The organism is Chloroherpetonaceae bacterium (genome assembly GCA_033763895.1).
In the GTDB taxonomy this organism is placed as follows: domain Bacteria; phylum Bacteroidota; class Chlorobiia; order Chlorobiales; family Thermochlorobacteraceae; genus JANRJQ01.
In genome coordinates, this window is record JANRJQ010000007.1 from 397,055 (window position 1) to 417,315 (window position 20,261).

At 39.0% G+C, this 20,261-nt stretch carries 15 protein-coding genes; 7 read left to right on the forward strand and 8 right to left on the reverse strand.

What is annotated here, in order from left to right; genetic code table 11:
- Positions 1-45: 45 nt before the first annotated feature.
- Positions 46-471, reverse strand: a complete 426-nt coding sequence (gene ndk, locus SFU91_06785; GenBank protein ID MDX2128727.1) for a nucleoside-diphosphate kinase — start codon at positions 469-471, stop codon at positions 46-48.
- Between the two features lie 197 nt (positions 472-668).
- On the opposite strand from ndk, the gene SFU91_06790 reads away from it, so the two are divergent.
- From SFU91_06790 to SFU91_06800, 3 genes are all read left to right on the forward strand, one after another.
- Positions 669-1,244, forward strand: coding sequence for a M15 family metallopeptidase (locus SFU91_06790; protein MDX2128728.1), 576 nt, complete (start codon positions 669-671; stop codon positions 1,242-1,244).
- A gap of 29 nt (positions 1,245-1,273) precedes the next feature.
- Positions 1,274-2,518, forward strand: a complete 1,245-nt coding sequence (locus SFU91_06795; GenBank protein MDX2128729.1) for a DUF4032 domain-containing protein — start codon at positions 1,274-1,276, stop codon at positions 2,516-2,518.
- Positions 2,519-2,582: 64 nt separating this feature from the next.
- A complete protein-coding gene (locus SFU91_06800) occupies positions 2,583-4,037 on the forward strand; it encodes a hypothetical protein (GenBank protein ID MDX2128730.1) in 1,455 nt (484 codons plus the stop codon).
- Between the two features lie 69 nt (positions 4,038-4,106).
- Here the strand turns inward: SFU91_06800 and SFU91_06805 are convergent, their stop codons facing one another.
- From SFU91_06805 to SFU91_06815, 3 genes are all read right to left on the reverse strand, one after another.
- Positions 4,107-5,198 (reverse strand): CPBP family intramembrane glutamic endopeptidase, encoded by a 1,092-nt coding sequence (locus SFU91_06805; protein MDX2128731.1) that lies wholly within the window; start codon positions 5,196-5,198, stop codon positions 4,107-4,109.
- Between the two features lie 14 nt (positions 5,199-5,212).
- On the reverse strand, positions 5,213-6,061 hold the full coding sequence (locus tag SFU91_06810; protein ID MDX2128732.1) for an MBL fold metallo-hydrolase: 849 nt from the start codon (positions 6,059-6,061) through the stop codon (positions 5,213-5,215).
- Between the two features lie 94 nt (positions 6,062-6,155).
- Complete coding sequence (locus SFU91_06815; protein MDX2128733.1) at positions 6,156-8,021, reverse strand: DEAD/DEAH box helicase; 1,866 nt, start codon at positions 8,019-8,021, stop codon at positions 6,156-6,158.
- Between the two features lie 328 nt (positions 8,022-8,349).
- On the opposite strand from SFU91_06815, the gene SFU91_06820 reads away from it, so the two are divergent.
- The 3 genes from SFU91_06820 (at position 8,350) to SFU91_06830 (ending at position 14,402) form a co-directional block, all read left to right on the forward strand.
- Complete coding sequence (locus SFU91_06820) at positions 8,350-9,384, forward strand: DNA methyltransferase (protein ID MDX2128734.1); 1,035 nt, start codon at positions 8,350-8,352, stop codon at positions 9,382-9,384.
- Between the two features lie 140 nt (positions 9,385-9,524).
- Complete coding sequence (locus tag SFU91_06825) at positions 9,525-12,320, forward strand: prolyl oligopeptidase family serine peptidase (protein MDX2128735.1); 2,796 nt, start codon at positions 9,525-9,527, stop codon at positions 12,318-12,320.
- Between the two features lie 12 nt (positions 12,321-12,332).
- A complete protein-coding gene (locus SFU91_06830) occupies positions 12,333-14,402 on the forward strand; it encodes a sensor histidine kinase (GenBank protein ID MDX2128736.1) in 2,070 nt (689 codons plus the stop codon).
- A 1-nt stretch (position 14,403) separates the two neighbouring features.
- On the opposite strand, the gene SFU91_06835 is transcribed toward SFU91_06830, so the two are convergent.
- The 3 genes from SFU91_06835 to SFU91_06845 are packed head-to-tail and all read right to left on the reverse strand — an operon-like array spanning position 14,404 to position 17,980.
- Positions 14,404-15,711: a hemolysin family protein gene (locus tag SFU91_06835; GenBank protein MDX2128737.1), complete on the reverse strand. Its 1,308-nt coding sequence runs from the start codon at positions 15,709-15,711 to the stop codon at positions 14,404-14,406.
- 3 nt (positions 15,712-15,714) lie between these two features.
- Positions 15,715-16,347, reverse strand: coding sequence for a carbonic anhydrase (locus SFU91_06840; GenBank protein ID MDX2128738.1), 633 nt, complete (start codon positions 16,345-16,347; stop codon positions 15,715-15,717).
- Positions 16,334-17,980, reverse strand: coding sequence for a SulP family inorganic anion transporter (locus tag SFU91_06845; protein ID MDX2128739.1), 1,647 nt, complete (start codon positions 17,978-17,980; stop codon positions 16,334-16,336). Before SFU91_06845 ends, SFU91_06840 begins: the two co-directional genes overlap by 14 nt.
- Before the next feature lie 54 nt (positions 17,981-18,034).
- Here SFU91_06845 and SFU91_06850 point away from each other — a divergent pair, with 54 nt between their 5' ends.
- A complete protein-coding gene (locus SFU91_06850) occupies positions 18,035-18,271 on the forward strand; it encodes a hypothetical protein (protein MDX2128740.1) in 237 nt (78 codons plus the stop codon).
- 8 nt (positions 18,272-18,279) lie between these two features.
- Here the strand turns inward: SFU91_06850 and SFU91_06855 are convergent, their stop codons facing one another.
- Complete coding sequence (locus tag SFU91_06855) at positions 18,280-20,139, reverse strand: GGDEF domain-containing protein (GenBank protein ID MDX2128741.1); 1,860 nt, start codon at positions 20,137-20,139, stop codon at positions 18,280-18,282.
- Between the last annotated feature and the right edge of the window lie 122 nt (positions 20,140-20,261).

Here is a 20,261-nt window from a genome sequence, read left to right on the forward strand (position 1 = left end):
AAAAAAAGGGCGGCAAATTGCCGCCCTTTTAATTTAAGAAAAAATTTACGCGTGTGTTTCAGCAACCTCTTTCATCGGAAAGAAGAACGCACCCTCAATTTTTGCATTTTCAACGGAATCAGAACCGTGAATGGCATTTTCACCAACGCTAGAAGCAAACATTTTGCGGATTGTTCCTTCGGCTGCTTTTGCTGGATCAGTTGCCCCAATCAAAGTGCGGAAATCGGCCACCGCATTTTCTTTTTGAAGAATCATCGGCACACACGGTCCGGAGGCCATAAATTCAACGAGTTCATTGTAAAAACCTCGCTCTTTGTGTACTTCATAAAATTTTCCGGCTGAAACTGTCGTTAACCGAGTTAACTTCATCGCAACAATTTTGAAACCGGCTTTTTCAATTTTTTCGATGATTCCGCCGATGTTGTTCTTTCGAACGCTATCGGGCTTGATAATAGCAAGTGTTTGTTCCACTGTATTTGTGAGTTTATGTGAATTTGAACCTAATAATATTGACGCGCGAATTTATGAAATCAACCCAATTTGAGAAAACCTTTGATAGGAATTCTTTCTTTGTTTCGCACCGATTCGTATTTTTCTTTTTAGCACCTTATTTCATCATTATGGTGAATGATTGCTTTAACAGAACTTTCGCTCCTGAATCAAAAATTATGGTAACTCTCTCGCAATCCCTTTCTGATACTGGTTTTGTGGATTTACAAAGTGTTATTTCCGAAGCAATTTTTGATATTCGTTACGCCTCGGAGAATAACTTTATGAAAAAAAAGGTTTACCCTGAGGCTCGGTGTGTTTTAAGAAAAAAAGTTGCTGAAAGACTCAAACGGGTAAGCGATAAACTTATTCTTAAAGGGTATCGATTAAAAATCTTTGATGCTTACCGTCCACTTTCTGTGCAATGGAAATTGTGGGAAGTTGTACCTGACCCACGCTTTGTTGCCGATCCTCGAAAAGGTTCAAAACATAATCGTGGTGCCGCGGTTGACCTTACCCTAACAGATTTAGACGGGAATGAATTACAAATGCCAACCGCGTATGATGAGTTTATCGATGCCGCACGAAGTGACTATCGAAATCTTCCCGAAAAGGTTCTTGCCAATCGCACGATTTTGCATGATGCAATGAAAAGTGAAGGATTTATTCCAAACCCCTCTGAATGGTGGCATTTTGATTCGCCCGATTGGAAGACTTATTCAATCTCAGATGTTCCGTTTTCTAAAATAAAGTAACTAAGAAACTTTTCTTTGTCACACGGTTTGTGAAATTAACCTACGATTTACCCGATCACTATTTATCTGAACTCTCTGACTTCCCTTTTGAATCAAATCTCGAAGATTGGGAAGCTTTTGGGGTTCAAACACTTTCGATTCGAAAAGGGAATTCACGGCATCCGGTTATTTTTGTTAAGGCTCCTCATTCCGAAAAAACTCAAGCCTATGCGATTAAGGAAACAACGCCGGCATTAGCTTACAAGGAGTGGAAAAATTACATCAAACTCAAAGAACTTGAAATTGAAACCCTCACTCCAGTTGGCGTTGTGGTTCGTGAGGATGAAGAGATTGCGGTTGAGACACCGGTCGGGGTGATGTATGAAAAGAACGAAGTCGCTTATTTGATCACGCTTTTGGAAGAAACGGTATTGCCGGAGTCATATCTTTTCAGTTACCGTTTGGCAAGAGGCGCCAGAATTGAAATCTTTAATGCTATTTCTGAACTTTTTGCAAATTGTCACGCCAAAGGAGTTCATTGGGGAGATGCCTCACTCGAAAATGTTTTGGTCAAATTTAAGCGTGAAGAATACACCTTAGGAAAAAAGCGGCGACTCACAGCCATTTTAAGTGATACTGAAACCACCGAAATCCATCCTTCCCTCTCGCTTCGATCTCGAGAAAGTGACATTGAATTTTTTTTCGAATCAATGCTTTGGCTTGATGAAGAGTTTACCAAACGAGGGATTCCAAGAGACCGAAGCATAACTTCCGAGGACATTGAATACTTGAAAAACCGTTACAATTTTCTCTATTCAATTTTTGAAGCACATAAAGCATTTGATAAACTCACGTCATTTCGCTCGGAGCGGCATTTTGGAAAATTTCGAAGCCTTTCCCACCCTAAAGTATTGCTCAAACATCTTGAGGAACATAAATGGTATCTCTCGGAACGCGCCAAAAAGGAAGTCACCTTGCGAGAGGCGACGATTGATTGGTATGTCAAATTGTTTTTGCCGCTCAGAGAAACTCTTTCACAAAGTCGCTTTGCAACTTTTTTCCCGGATAAAACAGAACTTGAACTTTACATTGAGATTATGGAAAACAAGTATTATCTGAGTGAAAAAAAGGGCAAGGATATAGGCTTAAGCGCCGCAATGCAAGATTATTGCAACCGCTTTGGCGTCGAAAAGGACTTTATTTCGGTCATGAAGCGAATGTTTAAAGATTTGATTTCAATCACAAAAGATTATTCAAGTTTACCTATGACATCGCTTCAAGATAAAGGTGCCTGAAATTTTTGTATCTTTAAAGCTATTATTTTGCAATCCGGCAAATCGCTACAATCTTCAAAACAAAATGAAATTCGCTTTTTCACTTTTTCTTCTTTTTTTCTTTTTTCTTCAAGTTGACGCGCAAACGCCAATTACAAAGCCCGAAGCAAAAACGATTTGTTTTTACTTGAAACCAATCTCGGAGGATTCGCTTTTAATACGAATCGTTCAAAGTGGAATGGTTGAAAATGAAAAGATGTCGCGTAATTTGTTGATTACAATGCCTTCACGCTCTGAATTGTATATCGATTATTACAATCTACCTCCCCGAGACAAACCCAAAAATGATGCCATCCGCCTTGAAGATGTTTATCAACATATTGGGGCACACTTTTCAACCTTTTCTAAAGATAAACTGAATACGATTGTAGGATATAGAAACTTGATTGAAGTAATCCGAAGCCAAAGCACAACTTTATTTAAGTCTATCAAACTCACATCATTCGGAATTCCTGACCTAGTTTATGTTTTTAATTTTGAACTTGCCCTTGAAAACGACGCGCTTCTGCGTGACCCGAACACGCCCGAATCCGTGGCTCTTTATAATTTCATGACAAAGCAATGGATTGCAGAAACTGCTCAACCTGACTATACAAGGAAGTTACGATCAGCAAAATTTGAAGGTTTTATTCAGCAATCATTCATTTCAGGGTTAACAAAAGTTTCGGACAATGCAAAGCTTTCTTCAAGCGATCAAAAGTTAATTGAAACGGCTAATCTTAGGGCTCTTTATGCACTTGGAGGAGTTGGGCTCTTGCTTATTTTCTGTCTGTTTTTGCTCTTTAACGCGGGAATCAACATTCGAAAACTGAAAAAAACATTGGAACGTGTTGAGGGGAAACTTCGCGTAATGGACAATAAACTTGAAAAGCCATTTTATCAATCCACAGAAGTTGAATCTAAGCGAGACTTCAAGATTAACAAATCGATTGATGATTTATTAATTCGAATCAGAAAATTAGAATTGGGTTCAAATTATCAGCCTTTTGACAGTCAATCGATTAATTTCATTAATCCACTTGCTGCTAAAATTGCTGAATTAAACACTCGCTATAAATTAGAGTGGTCAAAGCCGAGTGCTTTCGAAAGTGCTGATATTTCAATGAAGCTTGCGTTTTATCTTGATGAATTCACTTCTCTTTTAAGCGAATTAGAAGCGGGTGTTTCTCCCAAAAGTTTTGTTCCTCAAGTTGTCTTTCAGCACATTGATCGAATTGATGCCCTTTTTCAGACAGACATTGATTCTACATTGAACACCCCAGAACAGGTTCTTCGGTATATCAAAGAGTTATGCGAAATTTTGGCTATTCGGCAAATTGAAATTATTCCGAGAAATACCGCTTTCAATAATGAAATTCATGAGAAAGCGGGGGCGATGTTAAAAACTGCTTTTGCTCCGAATACGATTATTAAAGTGTTACAACGCGGGTTAGTTCATGAAAACTATATTCGTAAATCGAAAGTCGTTAAGGCAGAATAAAGAAAAATTCTTTTCCGTTTCTGTTGCTTTTGATCAAAAATTAAGTTTATTGAAAAAGTACCATATCCGTTAGGATAGAGGTACTTTTTCACTTTCAATCTTCATCGCTCGCCAAATCAGTACAGTTAGAAGTAAAGAAATCAGTGCAGACCCAATTGCAAGTGGAGATTCTATATCAGGCGTCAGGGAGTTTATTTGACTCGCCATTTCATCTGAAAGTCCAAACGATTCCGGATTTTTGGACAGCGCGAGCATCGTTACCGAAAACCAATTATTCGCGAAATGCGCTAACGCGGCGGGATAAACTGAACCAGAATATTGACGAACAAGTGCCAAATAAATCCCTAATCCGATTAGAGGAAAAAGTTCGAGTGGATTAAGATGGTAGATACCAAAAATAATTCCGGTTAAAATGGCTGCAGTTTGTGGATGCAGAACTCTTAAAAAATTTCGTTGAACAAATCCCCTAAAAAGTAGTTCCTCTGCAATTGCCGGTGTAATTGAAATCACGGCTACCACAACCAGATATTCGGCGAATGAATAAGAAGTAGCAATATTTTCAATCTGGGTTCGAAAAACGGAACGCAACGATTGAATGTCTTCTTGATCAATGATACCAAACCCATCTAAAGCAACAAACTGCAAGTCGTTGAAATAACTCAGGATGGGGTTCAAAGCTAAAATTCCAAAAAATGCATAGAAATACATTTTTCCTGAAACAGGAGGCGTTAAGCCTAAAAAGGCTTTATGTTCCTGACTAAGTAAGCCTTTTGTATTTGAATGTAATTTCGTGAAATAAAATACCGGAAGCAGAATAAAAAGAAATTGACTTCCACTTTGAATTAATCGAATTAACTCAACATTGCTTGTAATTAACTCATTGAAACTGTGAATTAATACCTGAGGGTCTTCACCTTCTGCCACTTTTGGAACCAATATGGCCATCACCATAATCAATCCGCCTAAAAATTGATAAGTCACAAAAATAAAAACCAAAACAATAAAATTAGCTACCAAAGGTGAAAAGCCGTGTTGTTCAAACCAACCGTTTAAACGTGTTTCGTTGAAAACATAAAGTTCGGGCGTATTTTCTTTAGGGGAAGCAACAAAATTATTTTCAGGCGAATCTGATTCAGGGGTAGAATTTGATGAATTTTGCACTGAGTTCATTTCTTTTAATTTACCGCGAATGAATAATGTTTATTTGAAATAATTCCCTTTTCTGATTTTACCACAGTTGCGGCTTCTTTTATCGGCTCATGCTCAAAAAAGAGCACCCATCCTTCATCAGCAGCTTGCTCTAATAGCTTTTTTTTCTCTTCCATAATTTCAAGCGGGTAAAGATCGTATCCCATCACCCAAGGCAGTGGAATATGAGCGTGTGTAGGAATAACATCCCCGCAATATAAAAGTGAGTTTTTCTCATCGGTAACTTTTACGAGCTGTTGAGCCCTAGTATGTGCTTCAGAACGAATCAAATGAACGCCCTCGAAAAGTTCAAACTCTCCGGAAGTAAATTTTAGTATACCTATTTCCATCAATGGGAGAAAATTTTCCTTCAAATAACTTGCTTTCTCTCTTGCGTTCGGGTTTAATGCCCATTTGTAGTTGTCTTCTTGAACATAATAGGTGGCGTTTGGAAAAGTGGGTACAAGTGAACCTTGTTCATTCCTTTTTACGGCTCCGCCTGCATGATCAAAATGCAAATGGGTTAAAATCACGTCGGTAATATCAGCGGGTGAAATCCCGTGAGATTTAAGATTCAATTCAAGAAAAGATTCAGAAACCTTAAACATCTCTCTGAATTTAGGCTCCCATTTTTGTCCCATCCCGGTATCGACGAGAATGTTTTTCCCGTTTCCCGAAATGAGCAAGGCACGAGCAGCCATATCAATTCGATTTTTTTCATCAGGAGGAATTGCCTTTTCCCATAGTACTTTTGGGACAGTACCGAACATCGCCCCACCATCAAGTGCAAAATTTTCGCAAAGAATAGGCGAGAGCGTATAGCCTTTAATTTTCATAGAACAATCGATTGGTTGAAATGATAACTTTGCTAAACTCTGGCATAATAAAAAAAGGCGTTGAGTTTTCAATTCAACGCCTTTGAGAGCAAAATTAATTTCCCTCAGAGGAGAGATTTTGAAGAATTTGTTTCTTTCGTTCTTCTGAATCAAAGAGTGGGTAGTTCTTTTTTGGTCTAAACGCCGGTGTTTTAGGCGAAGAATCCGAGGAAGCGGGTTTTTCAAAAGATCGCGTTTTTTTCTTTGCAGCAAACCCGCTCTTGAATCCGTCGGATTTGAATCGATCTTGATCAGATTGGTTTTTCCACGTTTGCTTAAACTCACCATCGCCCGTTTTTCCGTAAGGTTTCTTAAAACCCTTTTTAAAATCGGATCTTGGTGTAAACTTTTTGTCTTTTGAACCAAACGATCTTCCCTTTTTGAAATCTGACTTAGGCTTTGCAAAATCAGGTGCGAAAGGATCAACAATTTTAATCTTTTCTGGTTTTCCGTTCGAATTCAATTCGTCTGCTGGGGTTGGCTTAAACGAATTGGTTCGCTTTCGACCAAAATCTCTAGAATCTCTGCCACCGCCACGCTCTTTACGATCATTACTTTTCCAACCTCCGGGGCGTTTGCGATCTCCGCTAAAACGCCGGGAATCATTGCGTTCAAAATTTTGCCTTACACGCTTATCACCGCGCTTGAATGGCGTTGGTGCTCCTTCTCGGCTTGGCTGTTCACCTCTTTCAAAAACTTCTCCTTCGGAAAAATTTTCATCGGACATCGCGACATCACCTTCACCTTCTGCTGAAAAACTGCTTCTGCGTCCAAATGACGACGATGCGGCGGAATAATCGAAACCGGGATAATTTGCCACTTCAAAGCGTTTCCCAACAAATTGCGAAATACTTTTAAAGTGCTTGAATTCATCCGGTGAAACAAACGTAATCGCGTCGCCGGTTGTGGCTGCGCGTCCGGTTCGACCGATGCGATGCACATAATCTTCGGCATAAGTTGGTGTATCGTAATTGATTACATGTGAAATGCCATCAATATCGATTCCTCGAGCTGCAATGTCTGTGGCGACGAGAACCTTGAAATGCTTCTTTCGGAATCCGTTTAATGCGCGTTCCCTCTGAGACTGAGTTCGATTGGAGTGAATCGCAATGGCTTTCACACCTCGTTGATCCAACCGATGTTGAATTTTGTCGGCGCCGTGTTTAGTTCTAGAAAAGACAAGAACGCTATCCATTTCTACAGTATCAAGAATATGGAACAAGAGATCAAATTTTTTCTCTTGAGGCACTTTATAAAACTTTTGGGCGACTGAATCGGCGGTTTTTCTTCGAGTACCAACTTCAACGATAGATGGGTTATTTTGAACACTGCTTGTGAGTGCTTGAATGCCTTGAGACATTGTTGCTGAGAAGAGAAGCGTTTGACGCTCTTCAGGTAAAAATGATATGATTTTTTTCACATCATTGACAAATCCCATATCAAGCATTCGATCGGCCTCGTCAAGCACTAAGATTTCGACTGCGGAGAGATCGATTGTGCCTTGTCCGATGTGATCAATCAACCGACCGGGCGTTGCGATAAGAATATCGAACCCACGATGAAGGTCGCGAATTTGCCGGCGCATATCGGTGCCGCCATAAATTGTCAGTGAAAAGAATTTCATAAACCGGCCATATTCTTTGACCGATTTTTCGATTTGACTGGCTAACTCTCTGGTAGGAGAAAGAATTAACGCACGAATGGGGCGTTTCTTTTCTGTTGGGGTTAGGCTTAATCGGTGAAGCAAGGGCAACACATAGGCTGCTGTTTTTCCTGTTCCGGTTTGTGCCAACCCAATAACATCTTTGCCTTCAACTGCAAGCGGAATAGCCCGAGATTGAATTTCTGTTGGGGCTTCATACCCCGTGGCCAAAATACCTTGTACCAAGGCATCTGATAGGCCAAGTTGTGTAAATGACATGATCTATTTGTTAAGTGTCGAGACGATCTTCATCACAATCGTGGTGTGGTCTGAATTGGGAGGTAACTGGGGTTAAATCCTTTCAGCGTTTCCAAACTTATGGCCGTAACTGCCGTCTCTTAAAATATGGGTTCAGACGATTGCTGTGCAGAATGTGAACCCGTTTGTAAACCTCAAGTTACACAATTTTCTAAATTCCAAGAGAATTTTTTTTGAACCTGTTTGTACTTTCAAAAAATTGCACGCCAAATCCAACTCCTTTTCTTTCTAAATTTTCCTTAGCTTACTTTTTATTCCTCTCTATTACTGCATGATGAGAATCAAACCAATGAAAAACACAGACTATTCTGAACGGAATTATCTCTCTGCTTCGGAGGCTGCCAAATTTTTACAAATCACGGTCAACGAACTTCACTTGCTCACAAAATCGAAAAAGATTTTGGGGCAAAAGTCAGCCAGTGGTCAACTTCGATATAAACGCGCTGATTTACTTCTTTACTCAATTCCTCATAAGAAAAAGGAAACGGTAACAAAAATAGAGCTTTTAGGTTTTGAGCGGAAAGTCAAGCAGTCTTTGGTTCAACTTTTGATTGGCAATTCAGCATTCATGAAAGAGGTTTCTTCGGAATCGATTCATTTGATAATAACTTCACCGCCCTACTACAATGCCAAAATGTATTCACGGGTAAAAATCAAAGGTGACTTAGGAGATATTCACAATGCTGATAAATGGTTTGAGGAAATCGGGTCTGTATGGAGAGAGTGCTTTCGTGTACTTCAGCCCGGAAGAAAAATCTTTATCAACATTATGAATCTTCCTCTCAGGTTGAGTGATGGGGGTTATCGAACGATGAATTTGGTTGGTAAAACAATTGATCTTTGTGAATCGATTGGGTTTATTTTTAAACGCGATATTATTTGGCAAAAGACCAACGGCGTTCGTGCACATTTTGGGACTTATCCCTACCCGGGCGGTATTCTCATCAACAACATGCATGAGTTTATACTTGAATTCGATAAACCGAAAGTGAAATCAGGGTTAAAGTATCCTCACGTTTCAAAGCTCGACAAAGAAAGATCGAAGCTTACAAAAGAATTTTGGTTATCGATAAAAAACAGCGATGTATGGCTTATGAAACCGGAAGCAAGTGGCGATAATCGTACTCATGTTGCGCCGTTTCCGAAGGAGCTTCCGCATCGTTTAATTCGAGCATTTAGCTATCGTAGCGAAACAATTCTTGACCCATTTGCGGGTTCTGCTACCACGCTTATTGCAGCATCTGAATTAGAGCGCAATGCCATTGGGTATGAACTAAACCCTGAAATCGCATCTGAAGCTTGGAAAAAAATTGACGAACTTTAAACACGAGTTTGACAAAGAATCGCTCAAGATATGATTTGTACTAATTCAAAATCTTCTGTTAAAAATTCATATTTCTGGAATTCATAAATTTCTTTCTTAAAAAAGTGACTAAGTTTTAGCGTCAATTCAATCAAACAGCTATGAAATATCGTTTCTCACAATTTTTTTTAGTTTTTATTTTTTTCATTTCATTTTTCGATTGTGAATCTTTTTCACAAAAGAAACCCTTAACCCACGATGTGTATGACCAGTGGAAACGTGTAATAGGAAATGCAATTTCGACCAATGGGGAGTGGCTACATTTTGTTGTGAAACCTCAAGAAGGGGATGCTGATTTAAAAATTCGATCGGTTAAATCAAGCGATAGCGCATCATTTTTTAGGGGTGAAGATCCTCAGTTTTCCTATGATTCAAAACACTTGGTTTTTTTTCTTAAGCCTTCACTTGATAGTGTGAAGAATCTCAAAAGAAAAAAAACCAAATCGGAAGACTTGCCAAAAGATACATTGGCAATATTATCGCTTTCTGATAAACGCCTCGTAAAAATCGAACGCGTGAAATCATTTAAGATGCCCGAAAAAGCTGGCAATTGGATTGCCTATCAACTCGAAAAAAAGAAACCAACAAAAGACACCTCGAAAGTAAAAGGCAGGCCCACAAAGGAAGAGGGAGATTCATTGGGAACAGAGGTTGTTCTTCGAAATCTCGCGAGTGAAAGAGAATGGCGCTTTAAATATGTGACCGAATTTTCCTTTTCAAAGTATGGGAAGATTTTCACATTTATCTCTACCGGCGATGATTCGCTAATGATGCCCGGTGTTTATAGTGTAACTCTCGAAAATGAAACCCTCTCTCCGATTTTTCGTGCTAAAGGAATATTCAAAAAATTGGCCACCGATGAAAATGGTAATACCATTGCGTTTATACATGATTCGGATACCACAAAATCGCGTATCAGATATTATTCTCTCTTTTTGAAGCAGAATCAACAAGACTCAGCATTAAAAATTATAGATACCCTGAATTCGGTCATTCCCAAAGGTTGGCTACTAAGCGAGTATGCTTCACTTTCATTTTCAAAAAATGGGAAAAAGTTGTTTTTTGGTGTTGCTCCAAAACCTTTTTTACAAGACACAACCAAGTTGCCCGAAGAAATTGTCTCTGTGGATGTTTGGAATTGGAATGATGCTAAGCTGCAGCCTGAACAAAATCGGTTCATTACAAGAGAACGAGAAAAATCCTTTCGCACTGTTTATTTGCTAGAGTCGAATGGGGCGCAAGCGTTAGAAACACCTGAATTTGAAACCTTTATCTCTGCAAGCGAAGGAGATTCTCCTAACGGACTACTTCTTTCAGAATCCAAATATGAGAAACGGAAAGTTTGGGAAGGCTATCCCACCCGCGCCGATATTTATCTTGTGAATGTCAATACAGGAAGTAAGAGACTGATTACAACTAATCTGCGGGCTTCAGATCTCCAATTTTCGCCAAAGGGAAATTTTATCATTTGGTACTCCGTGGAGGATCAAAGCTGGGTTACCTATGAGTGTGCAACCGGAAAAAAAACCTTACTCACTAAGAATTCAAATCCTAGATTTTTTGATGAAGAGAATGATCTCCCTGAATCACCATCTCCTTATGGGCTTGCAGGGTGGACTGACGATGAAAAGCCAATCCTTTACGACCGTTACGACTTGTGGCAATTTTCTACGGATGGAAAAACAAAAACACGTTTAACAAAAGGTCGTGAAAGCAAAACCGTTTATCGATATGTATGTTACAACTCCGATGAACGCTCGATTCCTAATACCACCAATTGGATTTTGAGTGTATTTCACGAACCAACCAAAAGCTCAGGATATTCATCCCTTAATCCATCTTCAAATCAATTGAGAGTGTTGACTTACGGCAATTATGCAGTTTCTGATTTTAAAAAAGCAAAAGAGGGTGATGTGGTCACCTTCAGAAAATCAACCGTAAAAGATTATCCCGACCTTCAGCTTACGGACTTAAGGTTTCAATCCATTCAACAAGTTTCGTTCGCAAACCCACAACAAGCCGATTTCATTTGGCCTACGGTTCAACTTGTGAAATGGAAATCATTTAGCGGCGAAATGTTAGAAGGCCTTTTATACCTGCCCGACGATTTCGTACCAACAAAAAAGTACCCGATGATTGTTTATTGCTACGATCGAAGCAGCGAATCACTTCATCAGTATTCACCTCCGGCACCGAGTGCATCGACGGTTAATCGTTCTCTTTACCCAAGTAACGGGTACGTGCTCTTCATTCCGGATATTACTTATAAAGTGGGCTATCCCGGTCAAAGCGCCTACGACGACATTATTTCAGGAGTAAAATCAATTGTCAAACGCGGCTTTATTGACGAAACTAAAATGGGATTGCAAGGCCAAAGTTGGGGTGGCTACCAAACCGCCTTTTTGATTACCAAAACAAAAAAGATGTTTGCGGCGGCAATGGCAGGTGCACCTGTTGCAAATATGACCAGCGCGTATGGTGGCATTCGATGGGAATCGGGAATTAGCAGAATGTTTCAATATGAACAGTCACAAAGTAGAATAGGGGCAACGCTTTGGCAAAAGCCCAATTTATACCTTGAAAATTCTCCTCTCTTTTCTTCAGAAAAAATTGAAACCCCGCTGTTGATGATGGCGAACGATGCTGATGGTGCCGTGCCGTGGTATCAAGGAATTGAGATGTTTATGGCACTCAAACGTTTGGAAAAACCGGTTTGGATGCTCAATTACAATGGAGAAGCACACAACTTGGTTCAACGGAAAAATCAAAAAGATTTATCTGTTAGAATGATGCAATTTTTTGATCACTACCTTAAAGGTGCACCGATGCCCCGGTGGATGAAAACGGGCGTGAAAGCCATTGAAAAATCAATTAATACAGGATTCGAATTAGAATAAATCATCTTCGGTATGAAGGACTTTTTTCCCAAAATTTCGCGAACATTTCCCCCATTTTTTTCATTACGATTCGTTCTGCTTTTCTTTGTATTTCCTCATTACGCATTTGCCTTTCAGGATACACTTGAATGTCATCGAGAACTTGGCCATATCAAACTGAATACGCATTCATTAAGGTATTATGAGGATGTCACAGATTCACTTTCATTGGATTCATTGATAAGGCATGAGCTTAACGGCGAACTTCATTTTTCTCCGAGCCCTTCAACCAACTTTGGCTATACCCAAAGTGCATATTGGGGAAAAATAGTTTTGAAGAATTCCACCAATGAATCCCTGAGTTATTTTCTCGTTTCCAAAGATCAGTATTCAAAAACAATAGATTTCTATTCCATTCCTTCGACATCGAATGGAATCTACTCTGAACATCATACCGGACTGTATTTTCCATTTGATACACGTAAAGGTTTTTTAAGAGAATTTGTATTTCAAACTTCTTTAGATGCACACGAGGTAAAAACGATTTATGTGCGGACAACTTCATTCCGCCAAACCATATTAGACCTTCACTTATATTCCCCTGCCGACTTTGAGCGTCGAAATAGAGTTGAGTTCTATCTTTTTGGTTTGTACTTCGGTGCTGCCTTTTCTTTGATTCTTTATAACTTTTTTCTTTATCTCTCGCTTAGAGATCGAAACTTTATCATCTATGTTCTTTTTAATCTGCCTTATGTTACAGCGGTTTGGCTGCACAATGGATTTGGTTATGAAATCTTGCCTGAATCCATCGCGTTTTTCAGCCGTAGGTATTTGATGTATTCCCTTTACTTTTTCTCCTTGATTTTTGCCATTGCTTTTATTCGTGATTTTCTAAACCTGAAAAAGTTCCTTCCTTCTTTTTATAAAGCCACCTTTATTTTTATCTACCTCTTTATCATCCTTTCGCTCCTTAGTTTTGTTCTTCCACAGCCTTTGCTTTCTAAAGCAATCAATTACACCACATTACCAACGGCCATCTTTGCGATTGTTATTGGTGTTTTAAGAATGAAACAAGGTGATAAAACCGCTCTGTACTTCTTTATCGGTTGGTCGGTTTTTATCACTGGTGGAATTCTCTTTCAATTGGAAGGCCTTAATCTTGTTCCATCAAATTTCTTTTCGAGTTATGCGTATCAAATTGGTTCAGGGTTGGAAATGATTCTGCTTTCGTTAGCGCTCGGCGATCGTATCAATACACTTCGTCTCGAAAAAGAGGCCGCGGAAAAGGATGCAATTGAAGCTGAACTTTTCCGATTAAGAAACATCGAATTGGCTTCTGCACTTCAAGAGTCTGACCGACTGAAGAAGATTGCCGAAGAAGCGAACAAACAAAAAACCGAACTCTTTGCTATAGCAGCTCATGACTTAAAAAATCCGCTCACTTCGATAGGAGGCTTTTCAAGTTTAATTCTTGAGGAATCGGATATCGAGAAAATTAAGATGATGGCGGGTCGCATTCAATCGTCAAGCAGAAGAATGGTGAACCTCATTTCTGAACTCTTGGAATCATCGGCGTATGAAATTGGATCGATTACTCTTAAAAAAGAATCGTTTCATCTTTCGCCAATCCTTGAAGCGGTTGCAAACCAAAACAGTGCTTTAGCAGAGTTAAAATTTCAACGGATTCAACTCACCTGTGATTCAAAACTTATGCTTGTGGCTGATAAAGCCCGGCTTTTTGAAACGGTTGATAATCTTATTTCAAACGCGATTAAGTATTCATTTGAACACACTACCATTGAACTTTCCGTAATGCCATTTTCTTTGACTAAAAATCATCCAATGCATTCATCGGTAAGTCATCCCTCAGGGATATTGATTTCAGTTCGAGATGAAGGGCAAGGGTTAAGCGAAAGCGACCTTGAGAAAGTATTTAAGCGGTTTCAAAAACTTTCCTCTAAACCAACGGGAAATGAAAGCTCAACCGGCTTAGGGCTTTCGATTGTGAAAGATATTGTAACTCTTCACGGAGGAGCGGCTTGGGTGGAATCGTTAGGAAAAAATAAAGGATGTACTTTTTATCTATTTTTTCCTTTGCCATAGCTCAAGGCTTTTCTGAAAGAAGAATTTTATCGACACGGCGCCCATCCATATCCATCACTTCAATAATATAATTATTCCATTCAATTGTCTGCCCTTCTTTGGGAATGGCTGTAAATAGATGCATCACAAACCCACCTACTGTATTCATCCCTTCAAACTCATTTTTTACTTCTGTACTTACTTTCAATTCATCGAAAAATTCATCTAATGGTGTGGTGCCAGAAACGAGAAACGTCCCATCTTGTCGTCTTATAATTTTGCTTTCGATTGTTGTGTCATCAGAAATTTCTTCAAAAACTGATCTTAAAATATCGTTTAAGGTTAGAACGCCTTGCACAGTTCCGAATTCATCAATAACAACTGCTTGATGATTCTTATTTTTTTTGAATACTTCTAAAGCCTTGAGCGCAGGGAGATTTTCAGAAAGGAAGATTGGTTTTACTTGAATAGTCTTTAAGTGTTCTTTCAAGTTCAGTTCATTTTCACCAAAAAATATCTTAACGAAATCTTTCATTCTAATCATCCCAATAACGCGGTCTATTTCTCCATCGCATAATGGAAAACATGCATAGTGATGGCTTAACATCGTCCGTTTAATGTCATCATCTGTTCCCGAATAATCAATCCACTGAACTTCTTTTCTTGGTGTCATTAAAACACTTACAGTTCGGTCAGAAAGGCGAAAGACGCGCTTAATCATGTCTTCCTCAAACTCATGAAATGTTCCTTGCTCCCTGCCTTGCGAGATTAATACCTTGATCTCTTCTTCGGTTATTTGAGGTTCTTCAGAATCCTTAAACCCAATTCCTTTGAGCGCAATTTTTGTAGAAACACTGAGAATCTTTACAACCAGCAAAGAAATCTTAGTTAGCGAAATCATTGGGCCTGCAATCAAACATGCAATTTTTTCCGGGGAATTTAAGGCAAGCCGTTTGGGAACAAGTTCGCCGATTACCAAAGAGAAGAATGTAATCGGTAATACCACCAAGCCTAAAGAAAGCGGCTCTGCGTATGATGCAATCCACACGAAATCTTTCAAGCGAAGAGCAATTCCTTCAGCAATGGTCGCACCGCCAAAAACGCCGGCCAAAATTCCAATTCCTGTAATTCCCACTTGAACTGTGGAAAGAAAATCTTCGGGAGACTCTGCCAACTCAAGCGCGAGTTTTGCATTCTTATTTCCTTCATTCGCCAATTGTTGAAGTTTTGCTTTTCGTGAAGAAACAATCGCCAATTCTGAAAGTGAGAAAAGCGCATTCAAAATGATTAGAAATAGGATGACAACAATTTCAAAAATGTATCCAGTCATTGTCTATTCGATATCGTATCGATAAATATCTTCCACCTCAGAGCCGGGTTCCCAAAGATGAAGTTGCTTGAGTAAACCGGTTTCGATGTCATAGACCCAACCGTGAAGTGTCGGCTGCTGTTCCTTTTTCCACATCCGTTGGATAATGCTTGTATCAGCAATGTTCTTTAATTGCTCATATACATTGAGCTCAACTAAACGATCAAAACGCTTTTTTTCATCCTGAATCATTTCCAATTCTGTTTTATGAAACCGGTACACATCTTTGACATGTTGAAGCCATTTGTTTATCAACCCATAACTCCTGTGAGACATTGCAGCCTTAACGCCTCCGCATCCGTAATGACCACAAAGCACCACATGCTTTACCTTTAAAACTTCAACCGCGAATTGAAGAACGCTAAGCATGTTGAAATCTGTATGTATCACCAAGTTTGCAATATTCCTCTGAACAAAAAGCTCACCGGGTTCAGCAGCTACAACATCCTCCGCAGGAACACGGCTATCAGCGCACCCAATCCATAAAAACTCAGGCTTTTGTTCATACTTAAATCTTTCAAAGTAATCTTCTCGAATTTGAAGGCATTCCTTTACCCAAGCCTTGTTTGCAAGAAGCATTTTCTTATAGCTTTCCATTTTCTGCTGTTTGTTTTGAAATGTTTTTATCGCTTATTCTTGGATTTCGAATATTGAATAATGGGAGTTCTTTTGAATGAATATTGCGCGTTTCAATCGTAATCTCTTTGTATTTCGCTGATTCTTGAAAATCATTAATGACATCATAAATATCGTTATCAATAAAAATTGCTTTTGTCCCATCAATACAAACAAGGCTTTTATCAGGAATTTGAATTAAGCACTCCTTAAGTTCAGCTTTATTGACAAAAGACATATCCTTATTAAACCGAATAAGATAATAGTCGTCTTGGCTTACCATTGTTACCGAAGAGTGATGATTTGCACGAATCACGAAGAAAAATCCTACGACAGAACCAATTGCAATTCCAATTAAAAGATCTGTAAACACCACAGCAAGAACAGTGACTATAAAGGGAATAAAGACGGAGTTGCCAGCCCGAAACATACCAACAAACAACTTAACTTTTCCCAAGCGATATCCCACTACAATGAGAATCGCAGCAAGACTCGCTAATGGGATTTTATTTAATACAAACGGGATCGTCAGAATTGAGATTAAAAGTAACAGCCCGTGAAATATAGACGAGTATCGCGATTTTGCACCTGCATAAATATTGGCAGAGGTCCTCACAATCACTGCTGTAATGGGTAGCCCTCCTAAAAGACCACTGACGATATTTCCAATACCTTGGGCTCTTAATTCACGATTGGTATCGGAGATGCGTTTATATGGGTCTAATTTATCCGCCGCTTCAAGCGATAGAAGCGATTCCAAACTTGCCACAATTCCAATAGTGAGTGAAATGATATAGGTTTCCTTATTGAATAATGCGTGAAAGTCGGGGAAATGCAATTTTTCCAGTACATTTCCTATTGGCATCAAATCCGGAATGCTGACCAATTGATTTTTCTCTACCGATAATTGGAATGCCGGAAAGAATATTTTTGAGATCTCATTGATTGTAATTCCCAGAAAAACTACGATGAGAGAGGGTGGCAGATAGGTTAGCATTCGAAACTTTTTTGAAAGGATTTTCTCCCAGTAAATCAAGATAAATAAAGAAAGAAGAGAAATAAGAAATGCAATTGGAGTAAAAAATTTTAATGCAATAAGAATAGAAGAGAATGTATTTTCTTCACCCGAAATAAAACTCATTTCGCCTTCAAATTGATTATCCCACCCTACGGCGTGTGGGATTTGCTTGAGCACAATCACGATTCCAATTGCAGCCAACATTCCTTCAATGACACTCGTCGGAAAATAATTTCCAATTACCCCTGCTCTTATTTTACCCAATAACAATTGAAAGAATCCTGCAAGAACCAACGCTGTCAAAAATGCATCGAATGATCCAAGCTTTTGAATTGATGAAGCCACAATCACGGCTAATCCCGCAGCTGGGCCGCTCACGCTGACTTCAGAACCGGATAAGAAACCAACCAAAACTCCACCGATAATACCCGCAATTAATCCTGAAATCAAAGGCGCGCCAGAAGCAAGAGCTATTCCAAGACAAAGAGGCAATGCAACCAAAAAAACAACAAAAGATGCGGGCAAATCAAAACGAAGTGTTTTCTTCATTTCATTTATAACAGTGAATTCACTTTCCTTTGGTTTGGTGATGCTCATTTAAATTGAAGTTAATTTTTGAGTTGATATCGCTTTTTTGAAGGTCACACGGGGATGTTCGGGAAATGGATTGGCAGTTGGGATGAAAACGAAGAAGAAATTTGGGATAGACTTTTGTTTCATGAATACAGCCATTTAGAAACATATCCTTCTTTTATTCATCGAAGCGTTGAATTCAAATCTTTTTCATTTGAATTTAGTCTAATCTTGCGACGCATAAAAGAAGAATTTCATCTTACCACGATTGTCTTTAATCGTGTTGTAGAGTTAAAACGATGGGTTAAAAATTGATTATTCATTTAAGGGAGAATGCTAGCAAGAGTAATCCCCCCGTTTAATCCCTTTGCACTCTTTTTCATTTGAGCTAAAATCTTTCCGATTTCCTCTTGGTTATCATATTTAAACCCTTGTGAAAGTTCAAGAATCCCTGCGCTAACTGTAAGGAGTGAAAAGTCTTTTGGATTTCCTTCTCGGTCAATCGAGCGAATCTTCCCAGCTTCACGGTCGGCGGGGTCATATAGATCGGCAACCTCTTTGCAATACTGAGTGCAAATGGATTTCACCAACTGCAATACCTCATCAATGTTTTTCCCCAAAGAACCTAAAAAGAAATCGTCGCCACCCACATGACCTAAGAATAGCTTTTGATCAACTTCGCTTTCGTTTCTCTCGGAGTAAAATGAACCCATTGAAGTGGCTTTTTTCAAAATATCTGAAAAAAGGAGAATCGCTCGGTCGCCTCGTCGAAAGCCGTATTTATCATTAAAGGGCTTAAAATTATCAAAGTCAAAATAAACCAGATACCTTGCCATATCTGAAAGCGTCAATGCTCTATTGATAAAATCAGTGATTCGTTGATTTCCATTGAGCTTTGTAAGTGGATTTTGATCCCGTGCTTGCTCTAAATTTTTTTCATTGAGAATTTTCAACAAATCAGAAGCGAATAAAAAACCAACATACTTCCCACCTTCTGTCATCATAATGCCTTCATCCCCTTGAGAGACTGAAAATGTGTTCATGATTTTTTCTGCAGAAAATCGAAGTTCAGATTTGGGGCAAGAAGAAAGAAACTCCATAACCCCCTTGCTTTTAGCAATCCTTTTTAAGACTTCCCTTCCATACGGGGAATAAACATATTGTTTAAGACCACTTTCACGAATGATTCCAATAGGTTCTTTAAGCGAATTGAGGATCGGAATAAATGAACATTGAGGGTTATCTCGAAAAATATTAAACACATCTTCAATATCAGAATCTGTTTTCAAAGTCGGGAGCGGTTCAATATGATTTTTTAACATCAACCGATCATCTTTCAGTTTACGGCGATCTTTATCATTGATTTCTTGAATGTGAGAGTACTGCCCAACTATTTGACGGAAGTCTGTTGAAGGAGATTTCACGAAATACCCTTGAACATAATCACAGCCGAGTTCTTTACACAAATAATACTCCCTTTCATTTTCAACACCCTCTGCTATGACAGTTATTCCAAGAAGGTGTGCCAAATGAACTATGTTGGCAATAAAGAGTCTTTTCCTAAATGCTGATTCATCTTCGGAGACAAAAAAGCGATCGATTTTGATATAATCCGCTTCTGTATTATAGAGCTGTTGCATCCCAGAGTAGCCTGTGCCGAAATCATCAAGTGCAATTTTATAGCCCTGCGATTTCACTTTTTTGATGAGCTCAACCGCTTGTTTGACCGTATTAAAATCATACCGCTCAGATATCTCAAAACAAATTGATGAAATCGGAATCTGATATTTTTCTATAAGTTTTGCAGTCTCTCCTCTTTTGTAATCAGGCATAAGGATCACGCGCTGATCGACATTGATAAATGTCACTTTCTCCCTTAACACCGCATGATTACTTATCTCTGCAAAAAGCTTTTCGCGTAAAGCAAGTTCAAGACGAAAAAGATTTTTTTCTTTAAATGCCGTATCAAATACATCCGGAATACTCCTAAATCCTCCGGATTGCCAACCGCGAAGCAACGCTTCAAAACCCATTACTTCTCCGCTGGTGAGATTAACAATGGGTTCAAATTCAAAATGAAACTGATCCTTGATGATTGGTAGCCACCAATTCTCAAAGTAATCGCTTGCTTCATGAAATCGACTAAAAGGAGAATCGAAAGAAGTGCCTGATGTGCGTACCATTATTTTCCTTTTTTTTGGTGTGAATCGGTTTAATTCTAATTCATTATAGGGCTTATCGATTAAGGGAGTGTAATAGCAGTGTTAGCGAATGATTAATAAATCTCTGAAAAATCATCAGCTTT